Source organism: Litchfieldia sinesaloumensis, assembly GCF_900156865.1.
In the GTDB taxonomy this organism is placed as follows: Bacteria; Bacillota; Bacilli; order Bacillales; family Bacillaceae_L; genus Ferdinandcohnia; species Ferdinandcohnia sinesaloumensis.
In genome coordinates this window covers 2970718-2986519 of record NZ_LT732529.1, presented here as the reverse complement: position 1 = coordinate 2986519, position 15802 = coordinate 2970718, and the positions used below count along the sequence as shown (strand labels likewise).

At 39.3% G+C, this 15802-nt stretch carries 20 protein-coding genes; 18 read left to right on the top strand and 2 right to left on the bottom strand.

Annotated elements, in window-relative coordinates; all coding sequences use genetic code 11:
- Positions 1-36 precede the first annotated feature (36 nt).
- Positions 37-1398, bottom strand: a complete 1362-nt coding sequence (gene pdxR, locus CZ490_RS14885) for a MocR-like pyridoxine biosynthesis transcription factor PdxR (protein WP_077619623.1) — start codon at positions 1396-1398, stop codon at positions 37-39.
- Positions 1399-1488: 90 nt separating this feature from the next.
- On the opposite strand from pdxR, the gene CZ490_RS14880 reads away from it, so the two are divergent.
- From CZ490_RS14880 to CZ490_RS14840, 9 genes are all read left to right on the top strand, one after another.
- The gene (locus tag CZ490_RS14880) at positions 1489-2070 is read left to right on the top strand and encodes a GNAT family N-acetyltransferase (protein WP_077619622.1); all 582 of its coding nucleotides are present in this window, start codon (positions 1489-1491) and stop codon (positions 2068-2070) included.
- A gap of 223 nt (positions 2071-2293) precedes the next feature.
- Positions 2294-2641 (top strand): DUF4260 domain-containing protein, encoded by a 348-nt coding sequence (locus CZ490_RS14875; protein WP_077619621.1) that lies wholly within the window; start codon positions 2294-2296, stop codon positions 2639-2641.
- Positions 2642-2786: 145 nt separating this feature from the next.
- Positions 2787-3137, top strand: a complete 351-nt coding sequence (locus CZ490_RS14870) for a hypothetical protein (RefSeq protein WP_234987241.1) — start codon at positions 2787-2789, stop codon at positions 3135-3137.
- Between the two features lie 133 nt (positions 3138-3270).
- On the top strand, positions 3271-3807 hold the full coding sequence (locus CZ490_RS14865) for an NADPH-dependent FMN reductase (RefSeq protein WP_077619620.1): 537 nt from the start codon (positions 3271-3273) through the stop codon (positions 3805-3807).
- A 93-nt stretch (positions 3808-3900) separates the two neighbouring features.
- The gene (locus tag CZ490_RS14860) at positions 3901-4278 is read left to right on the top strand and encodes a hypothetical protein (protein WP_077619619.1); all 378 of its coding nucleotides are present in this window, start codon (positions 3901-3903) and stop codon (positions 4276-4278) included.
- Positions 4265-4795, top strand: coding sequence for an RNA polymerase sigma factor (locus CZ490_RS14855; protein ID WP_077619618.1), 531 nt, complete (start codon positions 4265-4267; stop codon positions 4793-4795). The genes CZ490_RS14860 and CZ490_RS14855 overlap by 14 nt, the downstream gene beginning before the upstream one ends.
- Positions 4788-5018 (top strand): hypothetical protein, encoded by a 231-nt coding sequence (locus tag CZ490_RS14850; RefSeq protein ID WP_077619617.1) that lies wholly within the window; start codon positions 4788-4790, stop codon positions 5016-5018. The genes CZ490_RS14855 and CZ490_RS14850 overlap by 8 nt, the downstream gene beginning before the upstream one ends.
- A gap of 152 nt (positions 5019-5170) precedes the next feature.
- Complete coding sequence (locus CZ490_RS14845; protein WP_077619616.1) at positions 5171-5734, top strand: NADPH-dependent FMN reductase; 564 nt, start codon at positions 5171-5173, stop codon at positions 5732-5734.
- Between the two features lie 26 nt (positions 5735-5760).
- Positions 5761-6063 (top strand): monooxygenase, encoded by a 303-nt coding sequence (locus tag CZ490_RS14840; protein ID WP_077619615.1) that lies wholly within the window; start codon positions 5761-5763, stop codon positions 6061-6063.
- 30 nt (positions 6064-6093) lie between these two features.
- Here CZ490_RS14840 and CZ490_RS14835 read toward each other — a convergent pair whose 3' ends face one another.
- A complete protein-coding gene (locus CZ490_RS14835; RefSeq protein ID WP_077619614.1) occupies positions 6094-6480 on the bottom strand; it encodes an SLAP domain-containing protein in 387 nt (128 codons plus the stop codon).
- Between the two features lie 823 nt (positions 6481-7303).
- Here CZ490_RS14835 and CZ490_RS14820 point away from each other — a divergent pair.
- The 9 genes from CZ490_RS14820 to CZ490_RS22370 all read left to right on the top strand — a co-directional run bounded on the left by CZ490_RS14820 (position 7304) and on the right by CZ490_RS22370 (position 15789).
- Complete coding sequence (locus CZ490_RS14820; RefSeq protein WP_077619611.1) at positions 7304-7999, top strand: response regulator transcription factor; 696 nt, start codon at positions 7304-7306, stop codon at positions 7997-7999.
- A complete protein-coding gene (locus CZ490_RS14815) occupies positions 7996-9000 on the top strand; it encodes a sensor histidine kinase (RefSeq protein ID WP_077619610.1) in 1005 nt (334 codons plus the stop codon). Before CZ490_RS14820 ends, CZ490_RS14815 begins: the two co-directional genes overlap by 4 nt.
- Positions 9001-9091: 91 nt before the next feature.
- The gene (locus CZ490_RS14810) at positions 9092-9853 is read left to right on the top strand and encodes an ABC transporter ATP-binding protein (RefSeq protein ID WP_077619609.1); all 762 of its coding nucleotides are present in this window, start codon (positions 9092-9094) and stop codon (positions 9851-9853) included.
- Positions 9843-11789 (top strand): FtsX-like permease family protein, encoded by a 1947-nt coding sequence (locus CZ490_RS14805; protein WP_077619608.1) that lies wholly within the window; start codon positions 9843-9845, stop codon positions 11787-11789. Before CZ490_RS14810 ends, CZ490_RS14805 begins: the two co-directional genes overlap by 11 nt.
- Before the next feature lie 288 nt (positions 11790-12077).
- Positions 12078-13037 (top strand): metal ABC transporter solute-binding protein, Zn/Mn family, encoded by a 960-nt coding sequence (locus CZ490_RS14800; protein ID WP_234987240.1) that lies wholly within the window; start codon positions 12078-12080, stop codon positions 13035-13037.
- Positions 13034-13789, top strand: coding sequence for a metal ABC transporter ATP-binding protein (locus CZ490_RS14795; protein ID WP_077619607.1), 756 nt, complete (start codon positions 13034-13036; stop codon positions 13787-13789). The genes CZ490_RS14800 and CZ490_RS14795 overlap by 4 nt, the downstream gene beginning before the upstream one ends.
- The gene (locus CZ490_RS14790) at positions 13767-14687 is read left to right on the top strand and encodes a metal ABC transporter permease (protein ID WP_077619606.1); all 921 of its coding nucleotides are present in this window, start codon (positions 13767-13769) and stop codon (positions 14685-14687) included. Before CZ490_RS14795 ends, CZ490_RS14790 begins: the two co-directional genes overlap by 23 nt.
- Positions 14684-15580, top strand: coding sequence for a metal ABC transporter permease (locus CZ490_RS14785; protein ID WP_077619605.1), 897 nt, complete (start codon positions 14684-14686; stop codon positions 15578-15580). The genes CZ490_RS14790 and CZ490_RS14785 overlap by 4 nt, the downstream gene beginning before the upstream one ends.
- 65 nt (positions 15581-15645) lie before the next feature.
- A complete protein-coding gene (locus tag CZ490_RS22370) occupies positions 15646-15789 on the top strand; it encodes a hypothetical protein (RefSeq protein WP_159439962.1) in 144 nt (47 codons plus the stop codon).
- The last annotated feature ends 13 nt before the right edge of the window (positions 15790-15802 follow it).

The window sequence follows — 15802 nt, the reverse complement described above, 5'->3', positions numbered from 1 at the left end:
ATTTTTTATAAAATGCAGCTCAGTTATTAAGCACCGTCACCTCTGGTTCCATTGATGAGCAAGTATAGCAATCGCTTCTTCAATAAATTCAATGGGTATTGCCCCGTATCCAATCATGACGTAATTATCGATCTCTTGTAGTTGATAGGAGGTAGAGATGGGGTCAATTGCAATTCCGTTTTCATTGGCAAGTTTAATTGCGTCCTGCTCTTTAAGCGGATTCGGTAACTTCAGAACAATGTGTAAGCCCGCCTCATCCCCAATGATTTCATACTGTGGGCCTAGGATAGTTTGGATACTGTCGATTAACTTCTCCCTTTTTCTACGATACAAGGTCCTCATTTTCGCAATATGCTTTGGATATAATTGAGTCTTCATAAAATCAGCAATGACAAGCTGGTCGATTTTAGATACAGTTGTCTTTTGGTCCTTGTAATAATTATTGAATTTGTCAATGAGCGATTTTGGTAAAATCATATAGCTAATCCGGACAGAAGGCATAATTGTTTTAGAAAAGGTACCGAAATAGATGACACGTTGCAATTGATCGATTTGGGCTAGTGGAGGAATCGGGTTTCCTTTATAGCGAAATTCAGAATCATAGTCATCTTCAATAATATAGGCGTTGGTTTCCGTTGCCCATTTTAATAATGCTATCCTTCGTTCAATCGGCATAACCCCACCAAGTGGGAATTGATGTGCGGGGGTTATATAGTATAACTGACAAGGCTCAACTGGAATGGTTGCTCCTTTTTCATCGATAGGTATGTGACAGGTCACAGATTGATTTTGATGAAAAACGCTTGCTGCTCTTTTAAAACCAGGTTCCTCAATCGCTACTTTTACATCTCCAAAAAATCTGCATACTTCTTGAAGTTGATGCTGTGTACCACTGTACACATAGATTTGATCAAGGTCACACGAAAACCCTCTCGATTTTTCAACATATCGCGCAATTTGTTCCCTTAAGGCAATTTCACCTTGCCATTGTCCATTCGGTACAATGTCAGATATGAGATGTTTTCGATACAGTTTTAGCCATTCTTTAAGTGGAAACTTGTTTTCATCTACTTGTCCGTTTTTAAAATTATATTGAATGGTTGGTGGATGCTTAATGACCTCTCGCGCTCTCTTCTGATTGGGGATATCCCAATCTAAATCGTAAGGTGAAATATAATAGCCAGAACGCTCAATGCTATAAATATATCCTTCGCTTGCTAGTTGTTCATAGGCCTCTTGAACCGTATGGATGCTAACATTTAAATGAGAGGCTAGGTCTCTTTTGGATGGTAGTTTTTCATCACAGGTCAATGTTTGTTTAATTATCATAGTTTTCAATTGCTCATAAATATCCAGATACTTCGGTTGCTTTTGAGAAAAGATGATTGATATCTGCAAAATAATCCCCCTGGTATGGTTAAAATAAACATTTTTGATACTGTTTATCGTATCAAAAATTTAATTAACTAGGAATAAGGAGGGGATAAAATGGAAGATATTTATTTAGAAAATGATGTTGTTATTTTAAGACCTGTCAGGCTAGAAGATTGTGAAGGGTTGTTAAAAGCGGTACGTTATCCTGAGATATGGGAGCATATGTCTGTTACGTTAGATACAAAGGATTCCGTACGTCTCTATGTGGAAAATGCAATTAGGGAACGTGAAACCAATTTATCTTACATGTTTGTAATCGTCCATAAAGAATCAAATGAAATCATCGGTAGTACTTCATTTTTAGATATTGCTAAGTCGCATAAAAGAGTCGAAATTGGTTCAACTTGGCTACAACCGAAGTATTGGCGAACTAATGTGAATACAAATTGTAAATTTCTATTATTACAATACTGCTTTGAAGAAATAAAACTGAACCGCGTACAAATAAAGACAGGGCATGAAAATTACCGATCACAAAAAGCAATCGAACGATTAGGCGCTACGAAAGAAGGCATCTTAAGAAATCATATGATTCGTAAAGAAGGTAAAATCCGTCATACCGTACTATACAGCATTATTAAGGAAGAGTGGCCAGACATTAAACAACGATTCATTAATGAACTCCTCACTGACTGAGTAAGGGGATAAGGCAACAGTTATCTGGATGAATTTCCACTCTATTTCGTTTCCACCTTAAATGTTATTTCGATTTGTTGGAGTATTTTTTAGTATTTTATGTTAATATGTAAAATATAATATTACGAATATTCAAATAACTATTCAGTGATCTTTAACAAAGGAGATTTACTTTATGTAATAAAAAAGTAGAGCAATACATAAAAAGTGAGGGGAAATAGAGTTGAATAAAATCTTGTTACACATTGAAGGGCTGGCAGTTTTAGTGTTAAGTATATATCTATATTCGTTCAATGAGTACAGTTGGTGGATGTTTATACTATTATTGTTAGCACCTGATATTTCAATGATAGGGTATTTGGTTAACGATGTAGTTGGAGCAAAATGCTATAATATTTTTCATACGTATAGTTTGACGATTACGATTTTACTAGTAGGTATACTCCTATCGAATCAGTTGGTGCTTGCAATAGGGTTAATTTGGTCAGCTCATATAGGGATGGATCGAGCAATTGGCTACGGGCTTAAATATACAACTAATTTTAAAGATACACATTTAAATAGAGTTTAAGAACAGCTTCCTTGAATTTGCTATGTCCTATCTCATAGATGGGCCAATTTAGTGGTACGACCGGGTGTTGTCCTATATTTTACTGACACCACCTCGATTGGGGACACATACACTAATGTGCAGCCAAAAGAGGAGGAGAGATAAGATGCAAAGACAAATGTTTGGAATTTCGGGAGTAGTCCCTGGCCTAAATCTGCCGTTTCAAATAGGTTATAATCCGGGACAGGGCTATCACCATGGTCATGGAGGTTATCAACCAGGCTACGGCTATCATCATGGTCATGGAAGCTATAATCCAGGCCAGGGTTATCACCATGGTCATGGAAGCTACAATCCAGGACATGGCTATCATCACGGACATGGAAGCTACAATCCAGGACATGGTTACCACCATGGACATAGCGGGTATTATCCAGGACATGGATTTCACCATGGATCTAGTGGGTACTATCCAGACTATGGATATCAACATGGACACACCAATATAATTCCATGATAATTGGAAAAACGTGAGTACCACAGTCTTAGGCTGTGGTATTTTTTATGGGGCAAACTCAAAATCAACATAATTGAATGCCTATAGGAGAACGCTAAGAATTAACATATGCGAAATTTTAGGAGGTTACATCATGAAACTCGTTGGTATTTCAGGTTCATTGATTGGAGCAAAAACATCAAAGGCCGTATATGAAGTCTTATCCGCTGTAAAAGCACTTGATTTTTCTGTCCAAATCGAATTAATTGATCTCAAGGAGTATGAGATCGAGTTTGTAAATGGAAGTCCATTAAGCTTTTACAATGATGATACCATCAAAGTGGTAAACAAAATCCTAGAGGCAGACATGCTTGTCTTTGGAACACCGATTTATCAGGCTTCTATTTCAGGAGTACTGAAGAATTTGTTAGATTTCTTCCCCGTGGATTCCTTTAAGAAGAAAGTGACAGGTATGATTACAACCGGTGGTACGGAAAAACACTTCCTTGTTTCGGAGTATCATTTAAGACCGATTCTAACCTACTTGAAAGGGACAGTGCCGGTTAATCAAGTTTTTATTCACAATGACAATTTCGACGATGACACGGAAATTACGAATGCAGGACTAAAGAAACGTATTCAAAAATTGGCCGAAGAAATGCTCTCTTTGCAAAATAGTATGAAGAAGTAGGCTGCAAATTAAAATTAAAATTAAAATTAAAATGAACCTTGCACGCCCCTTATTAGTATAAGAAGTAAGAACGAAAATAAGGGAGTGGAGAAAATGACGACAATAACAGGGATGGTCGTTAGTTCCATTGTAGTTGCTATTCTTGGAACCGTATTTGCGACGGTAATTGGTTCATTAAATAAAAAGGTTGTTCGAAATCATAAGGGTGGAATTGATTTTAGTAAATCAAACATCTACTTTTACTGGTCGAGATGGGATACAATTATTACGATAGCAGCTGTGTATACATTTTTATGTATAACCGGTTTATTGGTTTTTCTATTGAGAGGGGACGACATTAATAGTCCGTTCATCCAATTTTTCATCCATCAAACATTCGTGTTCAGTTTGATTACATTTCTTTGGTTTATCACGAAGCTTGCTTACGTATATAAAGGTATAAAAGAGCGGTGGTCAGATGAGTTACAGTAACGTTGAAAAGGCAATTATCCAATTTCAACAAGGGGATAAGGAAGCACTTGAGGTCATTTATAATCTGTACAAGGCACCGCTCTATCAATTTATTTTTCGATATACAAACAATGAACAGCTTAGCATCGACCTTGTCCAAGACACGTTTGAGAAACTGCAACGGAAGTCTCATCTATATGATGTAGAGAAAGGGAAGTTTAAAACGTATCTCTATCAGATCGCCTATAACACAATGATGACAAGGCTGAGGCGACAGACCCTTTTTCGAAAACTCATGCCGATTTTGGCTGATAGACAAACACACTATGAAAACTCAGATGAAAAAATAACCATTCAAACTGCAATCCGAGCGCTACCTGAAGACTTACGGGCCGTCGTATTACTTACCTACTACCACGATCTCACACAAAAAGAAATCTCCGCAATCCTACAGATACCAGTTGGAACGGTTAAATCTAAACTGCATCGGGCATTAAAAAAACTGAAAGAGGAATTAGAGGTGAACGAAGTTGAATAAAGACCAATTTGAAAAAGAATTAAAAGAAAAGCTTGATCAATTTTCCGTTGAGGTGCCTGACTTTCCAATGAAAAAATCGAGGTCAAGTCGGATTACGAATTGGTTTTTCAATCCAGCTTCGATTCCCTTCCCAGAATTCGGTTATAAAAAAGGCGCTTTTTTATCGATATCATGGTTGCCAGTATTGATACTTCCATTAACCTTTATTCTCTTCATGTTGTGAGGAGAATCTCTGCTTGCCCCTCCTAGAAAGGGGCATTTTTTATACAGTTTTTGAAAAGTGTTGGATAAGCAACATTACCAATTTACTGTTGGTGTGTTAATGGTTTCGTCCTTGCTACACTGAATGTAGATACAATATAAGGAGGAAACATAATGATTAAAATTGGTATTCTTACAGGTAGCACTAGGGATTCAAGAGTAAATATTCAGGTCGCGGAATGGGTGAAGTCTATCGCAGACAAAAGAAATGATGCAGATTTTGAGTTGATAGATATTAAGGATTACAATCTACCAAAATTTAATGAACCTATTCCGGCAATTATGTCACAGGATTATCAAGCCCCAGAAGCACATCCATGGTCTGAAAAAATTAACAGTCTCGACGGATTTATTTTTGTAACGCCAGAGTATAATAAGGCTATTACATCGGGGTTAAAGGATGCCATCGATTATCTATATGTAGAATGGAATCACAAAGCAGCGGGAATTGTTAGCTATGGATCAACTTTAGGGGTAACCGCAGCAAATGATTTACGCCTTATCTTAACCGTTCCAAAGGTAGCAACTGTTGGACCACAAGTTGCCATGAGCCTATTTACGGATTTTCAAGATATGAGGACCTTCAATCCAGCAGCACACCACGAGGATTCCTTACATAAAACGATAGACGATGTTGTGGCTTGGTCTACAGCATTGAAAGGAATTAGAGAAAAATAAATTTTAGACGTGTAGGAGGCTAAAAAATGGCATACGTATTACAGGTTGATTTTAAAATGGATGGACCATTCGGTGATGAAATGGTGGAGGCATTCACTGATTTAGCGAAAAGTATCAATGACGAACCAGGATTCCTCTGGAAAATTTGGACAGAAGATCCCGAAGCAAAAATAGCGGGTGGGATTTATGCTTTCGAGACAAAGGAAAATGCAAAACAATATTTAGACATGCACACTAAGCGACTAGCTGGGTTTGGAATAAATGATGTGAATGCAAAAATCTTAGCGGTCAATCCAAAACTAACCGAAATTACAAAAGGACGAATATAAAAAATGGAGAAGTGGATTCTAGATTGGAATCTACTTCTCTTTCTTTAGCTTAAGTTTGGCATCTTTAGTAGACTCCGAAATCTCAAAACCATCAGCCGGAAAAATAAAGGTCCAAGGCATGCTAGTTTCAGGGCCTACTTGAAGTGATGAAATCGTAAAGGCTTGTTCGGCTAACAAGGTGTCTCCGTTCCAAATCTGTAGTGGTGTATTTTTAAAAAGGAAACTTTCTTCCGTACAATTATGGATGATAGACGTTACTAACTGTTCGTTTTTGTGGTTTACAGCAATCCGGAACGTTGTAAAATGAATTCCAGGCTCTAAACTCGGGGCTACCTCTTGAAAAGTGCTCTGGATCTCTCGGCGGTCCTTCTCTGAAATGGTCCGGTCCCATGCTGCTTCGAATTGTAGTTTTTGCATAACCTCACCTCTTATCTACAAGTATATCAGTTTGGTGGAACGGGAGGAAATGTGGGTTTGTCCCAAATCTTTACGTTAATGTCCCATATAATTTGATTTGTGTCCCATAAACTGAACCCAGTGTCCCATAAATCAAACTCAGTGTCCCATAAACTGAAATCTGTGTCCCATAAGTCGCACCGGCCGAAGTGAATGCGACAAACTAAGTCGGAATTTCGCATCCGATGCCTCATATCTCTAGACCCTTACCCTTTTTGGTAAGTATATTTTGGCATTTGCGAGTTTGTCCCATATATTTACGTTAATGTCCCATATAATCTGATTTGTGTCCCATAAAATGAACCCAGTGTCCCATAAATCAAACGCAGTGTCCCATAAACTGAAATCTGTGTCCCATAAGTCGCACCGGACGAAGTGAATGCGACAAACTAAGTCGAGATTTCGCAGCCAATTCCTTATATCTCTAGACCCTTACCCTTTTTGGTAAGTATATTTTGGCATTTGCGGGTTTGTCCCATATCTTTACGTTAATGTCCCATATAATTTGATTTGTGTCCCATAAAATGAACCCAGTGTCCCATAAATCAAACGCAGTGTCCCATAATCTGAAATCTGTGTCCCATAAGTCGCACCGGCCGAAGTGAATGCGACAAACTAAGTCGGGATTTCGCATCCAATTCCTTATATCTCTAGACCCCTTCCCTTTTTGGTAGGCATATTTTGGCATTATGGTATAAAATGAGGGTACAAGTTGTTACGGGAGCACCCGGGGATATCGTTAAAATAGTGGGACAAGGGGGACAGTCCCTATCGAGGTGGTTGTGTGTTTAAGATTTTGTTGATTGAGGATGATGTGACGTTATTTGGAGAGATTCGGGAGCGGTTGATGCAGTGGTCGTATGAGGTGTATGGAATCGAGGATTTTAGCAATGTGATGAAGGAGTTTACGAAGGTTCAACCTGATCTCGTGATTATTGATATACAGTTGCCAAAGTTTGATGGATTTCATTGGTGTCGCTCGATACGTACTCACTCGAAGGTTCCGATCATTTTTCTATCATCGCGTGACCATCCGACAGATATGGTAATGTCAATGCAGCTAGGTGCAGATGATTTTGTTCAAAAACCGTTTCATTTTGATGTCCTGATTGCAAAAATTCAGGCTGTGCTACGCAGGGTTTATAATTATAGCCTTGAACAACAGATTCATGTAAAGGTATGGAATGGGGCAACCATTGATTTCGTAAAAAACACCGTGCAAACGAACAGTGGAACGATTGAAGTCACAAAGAATGAAATGTTTATTTTAAAAATGCTAGTTGAGCATGTGAATCAAATTGTGAGCCGTGAAGAACTTATTAAAAGTCTTTGGGACGATGAACGATTTGTAAGTGACAATACCCTAACGGTAAACGTGAATCGCCTACGAAAGCGTCTTGAAGAAATCGGGTTAGGTCACTATATCGAAACAAAAGTTGGACAAGGATATATGGCGAGAGAAGAGGCTGTCACTCTATGATGAAGAGGTTTCTCATTGAAAGGCGGAGTTGGCTTTTTCTTTTTCTCTTCTTTCAGACATTAATTCTTTTGATCGGATATCTCGATCCGTCTCTTTCATTTCGCTCTGTCCTCTATATTGTTGCCGTTTTTTTCGTTGTGTTTAGCTTATTTCTACTGATTCGTTATACTCGTGAGGTATCCTTTTATAAAAGTATCGAGGACTGGGATCCGACAGTCGGTGTGGAACAATTACAAGAAAGTGCTACTCCGTTTGAAAAGGTAGTCGAAACAGTGATTACTAACCAACATGATTTATATAAAAACGAGCTTAATCATTATGCGACAAGTGTCGAGCAAGAAAAGGATGAATTGCTGTCTTGGATACATGAGGTTAAAACTCCGCTCACTACGATGCAATTAATGATTGAAAAGGTTGAGGACCACTCTTTAAAAGAAAAAATAATGTCTGAGTGGCTACGCGTTCATCTCCTTCTTGATCAGCAGTTGCATCAGCGTCGAATTCCATTTATGGAAAATGACCTGTATATTGAAAAGGTTGATTTAAAAGCCATTCTTGTTCAGGAAATCCAGTCGTTAAAATCATGGTGTTTCCAAAAAGGAATCGGCTTTGATATGTCGCTAGATGCTCAAGAAGTAGTCTCTGATGGGAAATGGCTTCAGTTTATCCTGAGGCAAATCATAACTAATGCTGTAAAATACAGTGAGAATAGTGAGATTGTAATCCGAAGTTATCAAAAAGACGAGCAGATTATGATGGAAATTCAGGACTTCGGTCGTGGGATAAAGCCAAAAGATCTCCCTCGGATTTTTGAAAAGGGCTTTACATCTACAACAGACCATCATGGTCATGCTGCAACAGGTATGGGTTTGTATTTAACAAGACAGGCTGCGAGAACGTTGAAAATAACGATAGATGTCCATTCTATATACGGAGAAGGGTCGACTTTTACATTAACGTTTCCGAAGAAGAACGATTTCGTTAAACTAACAAGCATGTGACAAGAATGTCACATGCTTTCATGTTTTGTTCGGTGATTCGAAGGAAATACTGATGCTTTCCGGCTATCCTATAGGTAAGGAGTTGATAACGTTGAACATTTTAGAAGCAACTAAAATTGTAAAATCGTACGGAAATAAATGGAACCGCCAAGAGGTACTAAAAGGAATTGATATCGACGTAAAAAAAGGTGAGTTTGTCGGCATCATGGGCCCTTCAGGTTCTGGTAAAACAACATTACTCAATGTGCTTTCATCGATTGACAGAGTGAGTTCAGGCACCATTCTCGTAGAAGGCAAGGAATTTACAGGAATGAAGGATAAGGAACTAGCCGAGTTTCGCAAACGTCACCTCGGGTTTATTTTTCAGGAATATCACTTGTTGGATACGTTGACTGTAAAAGAAAACATCATGCTACCGTTGACAGTCAATAAGATTACTTCGAAAGCTGCACAAATCATGTTTGAGGATGTGGCGAAGGAATTAGGAATCTTTGAAGTGAAGGATAAGTATCCAAACGAGATTTCAGGAGGTCAGAAGCAGCGGGCTTCAGCAGCACGAGCGTTTGTTCATGAACCTAGCATTATATTTGCAGATGAACCAACCGGTGCACTCGATTCCAAATCTGCTTCAGATTTACTTAATAAGCTTAGTGATTTAAATGAAAAGCGGGAAGCGACGATTGTAATGGTTACCCATGATCCGCAAGCAGCAAGCTACTGTAGCCGTGTGATTTTTATTAGAGATGGGCAAATTTTTACGAAGTTGAATCGTGGAGATGAGAGTAGACAGGCGTTTTTTAACGATATTATTAAGACGCAAGCGGTGTTAGGTGGGGTTCAGCATGAGCTTTAAAAGCCTCATCCTTCGAAATTTAGTAAAAAACATGAAAAACTATTATCTATATGTGTTTGCACTCGTATTTAGTGTGGCCTTGTATTTCGCTTTTGTCACCCTTCAATATGACCCTTCTATGGATGCTGCGAAAGGAACTGTTAAAGGTGAGGCTGCCCTCCGAAGTGCAGCGGTGATGCTTATTGCCATTGTGATGGTATTCCTTGTGTATGCCAACAATCTATTTATTAAGAGGCGTGGAAAAGAGATTGGCTTGTTACAACTGGTTGGTATTCCTAAGGGTAAAGTTTTTTGGATATTAAGTGTTGAAAATATGGTACTGTACTTCGGATCAATGATTATAGGAGTCTTTCTTGGTTTTGTTTCTTCTAAACTTGTCATGATGGTACTTCTAAAAACGATAGGAATTGAAGAAGTGGCACAGCTTCGTTTTTCATCAGAGGCGCTGGTACAAACGGTGATTGTGTTTGCGGCCATTTATATTTTAATCTTGGTGATGAATGGGTTGTTTATAAAAAATCAAGAGATTCTTACCTTGTTCCATTCTACTTCAACATCAGAGGAGAAGAGACAAAAGGTCTCCGTATTTGAAATCATCATCGGGGTGCTTGGACTAGGTCTTATTCTATTGGGTTATTATTTGTCGACTAAATTATTTGATGGTCAATTTACGATGATGGAGCAGATGTTTTTAATGATGCTTGCCATCCTCGGATCCGTCATTATTGGAACGTTTTTCTTTTATAAAGGCTCGATTCGGTTTGTTTTTAATCTGATTCGAAAAAAGAATAATGGCTATCTTTCTGTTCATAAAGTGCTGTCGCTATCGTCCATTATGTTCAGAATGAGGTCGAATTCAATCCTTTTAACCGTGATTACAACCGTATCTGCCTTATCCATTGGGTTATTATCACTTACCTATATCTCGTATTATTCAGCAGAAAAATCGGCTGCGGAGTCAGTGGTTTATGACTTTTCGATTCCAAATGAAGAGAATGCAAGACAGTTCCTAGAAAAGCTGGATGAGAAACAAATTGACTACTCGACAACAGAAATCGAGTTACTAAGTATCAAAACAGACATTGCAAATATCATCAACCTTAGTTTTGAACGACCATCAGTAGAAGATGGATCCGAAGTGCCGATGGTGGTGATTTCGGACCGCATTATTGAAGATATGGATGTTGAACAAGACGAATCTGTATTTATAAATAGCAACACAGCCACAGAATCCTTTATGACATTTAACAAAGGAACGCTCACAATGAGTGGGCAAAGCAAAGTGTTTGATTTGAATTTTATTGGACTTAGGGACAAACGCATACTTCCACTACGATTAACGGGCGGAGGCTTCCCAGTTGCTGTCGTAGATGACACGGTTTATCAACAATTGGCCAATGACCTCGACCCGGATGTGACGAATGAGTTTCCTCTATTTTTTGGAGTCGATATAGCCGAAAAATCGGATATACTAGCTGCAAATGAGGTCTACAATGACTTACAGATAGATGAGTATGCGGGTCATGCTTCACAGCTTGAAACCTTTAACAGTCAAAAAAGAAGCATGGGCATGATCATGTTCATCGTCGGATTCTTAGGGTTAACCTTCTTGGTTACATCAGGATGTATCCTGTACTTCAAACAAATGGATGAAGGTGAAGAGGAAAAGGGAAGCTATACCATCCTTCGAAAATTAGGTTTTACAAGAAAAGATTTGCTAAATGGAATCAAAATCAAGCAATTATTTAACTTTGGAATTCCGTTACTAGTAGGGCTCAGTCACAGTTACTTTGCCGTCAAATCAGGATGGTTTTGGTTCGGAACCGAACTATGGACACCGATGATCATTGTCATGGTCCTCTACACATTGCTCTACTCCATCTTCGGAATTCTATCCGTCAGCTATTATAAAAAACTAATCAAACAAGCGCTTTAGGGACAGGGGGACAGGTCCCTCGTCCCAGACATGAATAGCCGTTTCTTACACAATGGGAAACGGCTATTTTATTTGAAGTGTATCCGATAAATCTCGACAGTTGGAGAGCAATTATTCCGCCCTTTTTTAATTTTTCTAAAAATTGCTCTTGACAGAACAAGCGTGGATGAGTTAATTTTTCCTTAAGGAAACTTTTTGTCTTATAGGAAAAGTTGGTGGTTCTATTTTTTTTACTCAAAAAGTTTCCTTAGTGCAACATTTCTTCATTAATACAAGGAGGAGCTAAAAGTGAAAAAAGTAAAAACAATGATTCGACTATTGGTTGTGGGAGTTTGTATGGCGTTGGTACTTATAGGTTGTAGCACGACAACAAGTGAGCCGAAGGATGAGGATTCCTCTGAAAAGACAATTCAAGTTGTCACAACGATTGCGCAAATTGGTGAGCCGATGCAAGTGATTGGTGGAGATAAAGTAAAGGTTACAAGTCTTATGGGACCAGGGGTTGACCCGCATTTGTATGAAGCAACTCAAGGTGATATTTCTACACTCCAAGATGCAGATATTATTTTTTACAATGGTTTACATCTTGAAGGAAACTTAGGAGAAATCTTTGAGAAATTGAAAGAAACAAAACCCGTCTTTGCGATTGGGGAGACCATTAGTGAAGGTCAATTACTAAGAGATGAGGAAGGTGCAATCGATCCACATATATGGTTTGATTTAGACCTTTGGAAGGAAGCTTTGGAAAGTGCGACAGATGAGTTAAAAGAATTATCCCCGGATGATGCGAGCTATTTTGAAGAAAACAAACAAGATTATTTCTCTCAAATCGATGAGTTAAAGGAAGAGGCTATTGAGAAAATGGCAAGTATCCCAACAGAACAACGAGTTCTGGTAACAGCACATGATGCATTTGGGTACTTTGGTCGCATGTATGATATTGAGGTGGTGGGATTACAGGGCCTAAGTACGGAGGATGAAGTCGGGTTATCTGATATTCAGTCAACAGTCGACCTACTCCTTGAAAAGCAAGTACCATCTGTTTTTGTAGAAAGTAGTATTAACCAGAATTCCATCAAGGCCGTGATTGAGGGAGCGGCTAAGAAGGGTCTAGATGTAACCTTGGGTGGCGAGCTCTTCTCAGATGCGATGGGGCAAGCTGGTACTGAAGAAGGAACCTACCTCGGCATGTACCATCACAATGTCAATACGGTTTTTGAAGGATTAACAAGGAGTGTTAATGAATGAACGTTCTCACTGTGGATGGGCTAAGTGCCGCATACCGAAAAAATACAGTACTACAAGATGTTTCGTTTGAAATTAAGCAAGGGTCTCTAACATGTATTGTTGGACCCAATGGAGCAGGTAAGTCAACTCTCATTAAAGTGTTATTAGATTTACACCCACGTTTGTCAGGTGACACTACCTTCTTTGATGCAAGTCTAAAAAAGGTAAAAGCACGGGTGGGATACGTACCACAAAGAGGCTCTGTTGACTGGGATTTTCCCACTGATGCACTGGATGTTGTGATGATGGGGATGTACGGAAAAATTGGCTGGGTGAAGTGGCCGAACAAACATCATCGCGAGAAAGCATTGGAGGCTCTGGATAAAGTAGGCATGGCTGATTACGCACATCGACAGATTAGTGAATTGTCAGGGGGGCAGCAGCAGCGGGTTTTCTTAGCAAGAGCACTTATCCAAGATGCTGACTTGTATTTCATGGATGAACCACTAGCTGGTGTTGATGCAGCCACAGAAAGAGCCATCATGACAATCTTAAAAGAACTTAAAAATGAAGGAAGAACCGTTCTTGTCGTCCACCATGATCTACAAACGGTAGAGGATTATTTTGATCGTGTATTGTTTTTAAATCGTTCAGTCATTGCACATGGTAATGTTTCATCAACCTTCACTACAGAAAATATTGAAAAAACGTATGGTGGAACTGTTCGTTGGTTGAAGGAGGGAGTGGGCATTGTCAATTCTACTCTCAAGTAACTTTCAGTGGGTTTTAGTGAGTACACTTCTACTCGGAATAGCTGCAGGCCTAGTAGGTTGCCTGGCTTATTGGAAAAAACAAAGCCTGATGAGTGATGCTTTATCACATGCTGCCCTTCCCGGAGTGGTAGTGGTCTTTCTTCTATTCCAAGTGAAGGATTTGTTTCTCTTGATGATTGGAGCCTCGATTAGTGCGCTACTAGGGGCCTTCTGTATCATGTTGATAAAATCCACGACCCGGATTACAGAAGACACAGCAATGGGAATGATCTTAGCTGTATTTTTTGGCGGAGGAATTGTTCTTTTAACCCTGGTGAATAAGACAAGTGGAGGTAATCAGGCTGGGTTAAATAATTTCATCTTCGGGCAAGCGGCTTCAATGGTCTCATCAGATGTAATGACCATGTCCATTCTTGCAGCAGCGGTTATTTTTACAGTGGTGATTGGATTTAAAGAATGGAAGTTATTTTTGTTTGATGCGAACTTTGCAAAGGGTCTTAATCTATCAATTAAAGGAATGAATATCATCTATACTCTGATTCTTGTTCTTACTGTAGTAGTGGGTATCCAGGCGGTTGGTGTTATTCTCATGTCGGCCTTATTAATCATTCCACCTGTCAGTGCTAGGTATTGGACACATTCATTTAAGACGATGATGTGGTTATCAGGTATATTTGGAGGAATCTCAGGTGCAATTGGAACAACAATTAGCGCGTTGGGAACTGGATTACCAACTGGTCCATTTATCGTCGTTACTTCAGGTTCTTTTTTTCTAGTATCCTTATTTTTCGGAGTGAAAAAGGGAATCATCGTCGAATCGTTACTGCTACGTACGAAAAGAAAAGAAGTTTACGAGCAGCAATTTTCGACCTCTATTGTAAAGGAGGGTAATCGATGACTTACACAGCATGGATTTTACTAACGGCCTCACTCGTTGGAGTATCTTGTGGAATTGTGGGAGTCTTTCTTATCCTCCGTAAAATGGCGATGATGGCAGATGCAATTAGCCATACAGTGTTACTTGGAATTGTGGTTGCTTACTTAGTTACAAATAGTTTAAGTGGCATCCACATGGTGATTGGTGCAGCGGTTGCGGGGATATTAACCACCTATTTCGTTCAGTGGTTTCATGCAAAAGGGGTCGATCAAGGTGCCTCCATAGGTGTCGTCTTTACAACATTGTTTGCGATAGGAGTGATCCTAATTGCAACAAAGGTAGGCAATGCTCATCTGGATGTCCAGCACGCATTAATGGGCGAAATCTCATTTGTACCATGGAATACGGTTTCTGTACCTCTACTTGGAGACATCCCTTTAGCCACGCTTATGTTAATCATTGTGTTCGTTATCGTGCTACTGGTCATTGGGCTATTTTATAAAGAATGGAAGCTTACGACTTTTGACCCCGCACTTGCAGCGAGTCTGGGAATCCCGGTCCTAGGGATGCACTATTTGTTTATGACACTAGTTTCAGTGACGACGGTTGCTTCTTTCGATGCAGTTGGTGCCATCATGGTTGTTGCCATGCTCATCACACCCGCAGCATCAGCTTATTTATGGACTGATAGACTCCTAGTTATGCTCGGCCTAAGTGCAACCTTTGGGGTCATATCTGCAGTATTGGGATATTATTTCGCTCTCTGGATTGACACATCCATCTCTGGATCAATGGCCTTTGCAACAGGAATCATCTTCCTTATCAGTTTCATCTGCTCACCAAAACACGGTGCCCTATCAAACCTAATCCGCCCAAAAGCTGGGACAGAGGGACAGGTACATCGTCCCAGTTAATTTTGGATTAAAATAGTCGGGACACGGTACCTGTCCCCTTGTCCCTGCGAAAGGATGGTGGGAATATGCATAGAAGTCCAAGGATTTATTCAAAGATGGTAAAATACTCGGTTATTTTAAAGGTATTGGGAGTTCTCGATGAAGAGGATTACAACAAAATTAAAAATATCACTTTAAATGAAAATGGGTTTGTAGATGTAGAAGAATAGTAATGGTGTAGAG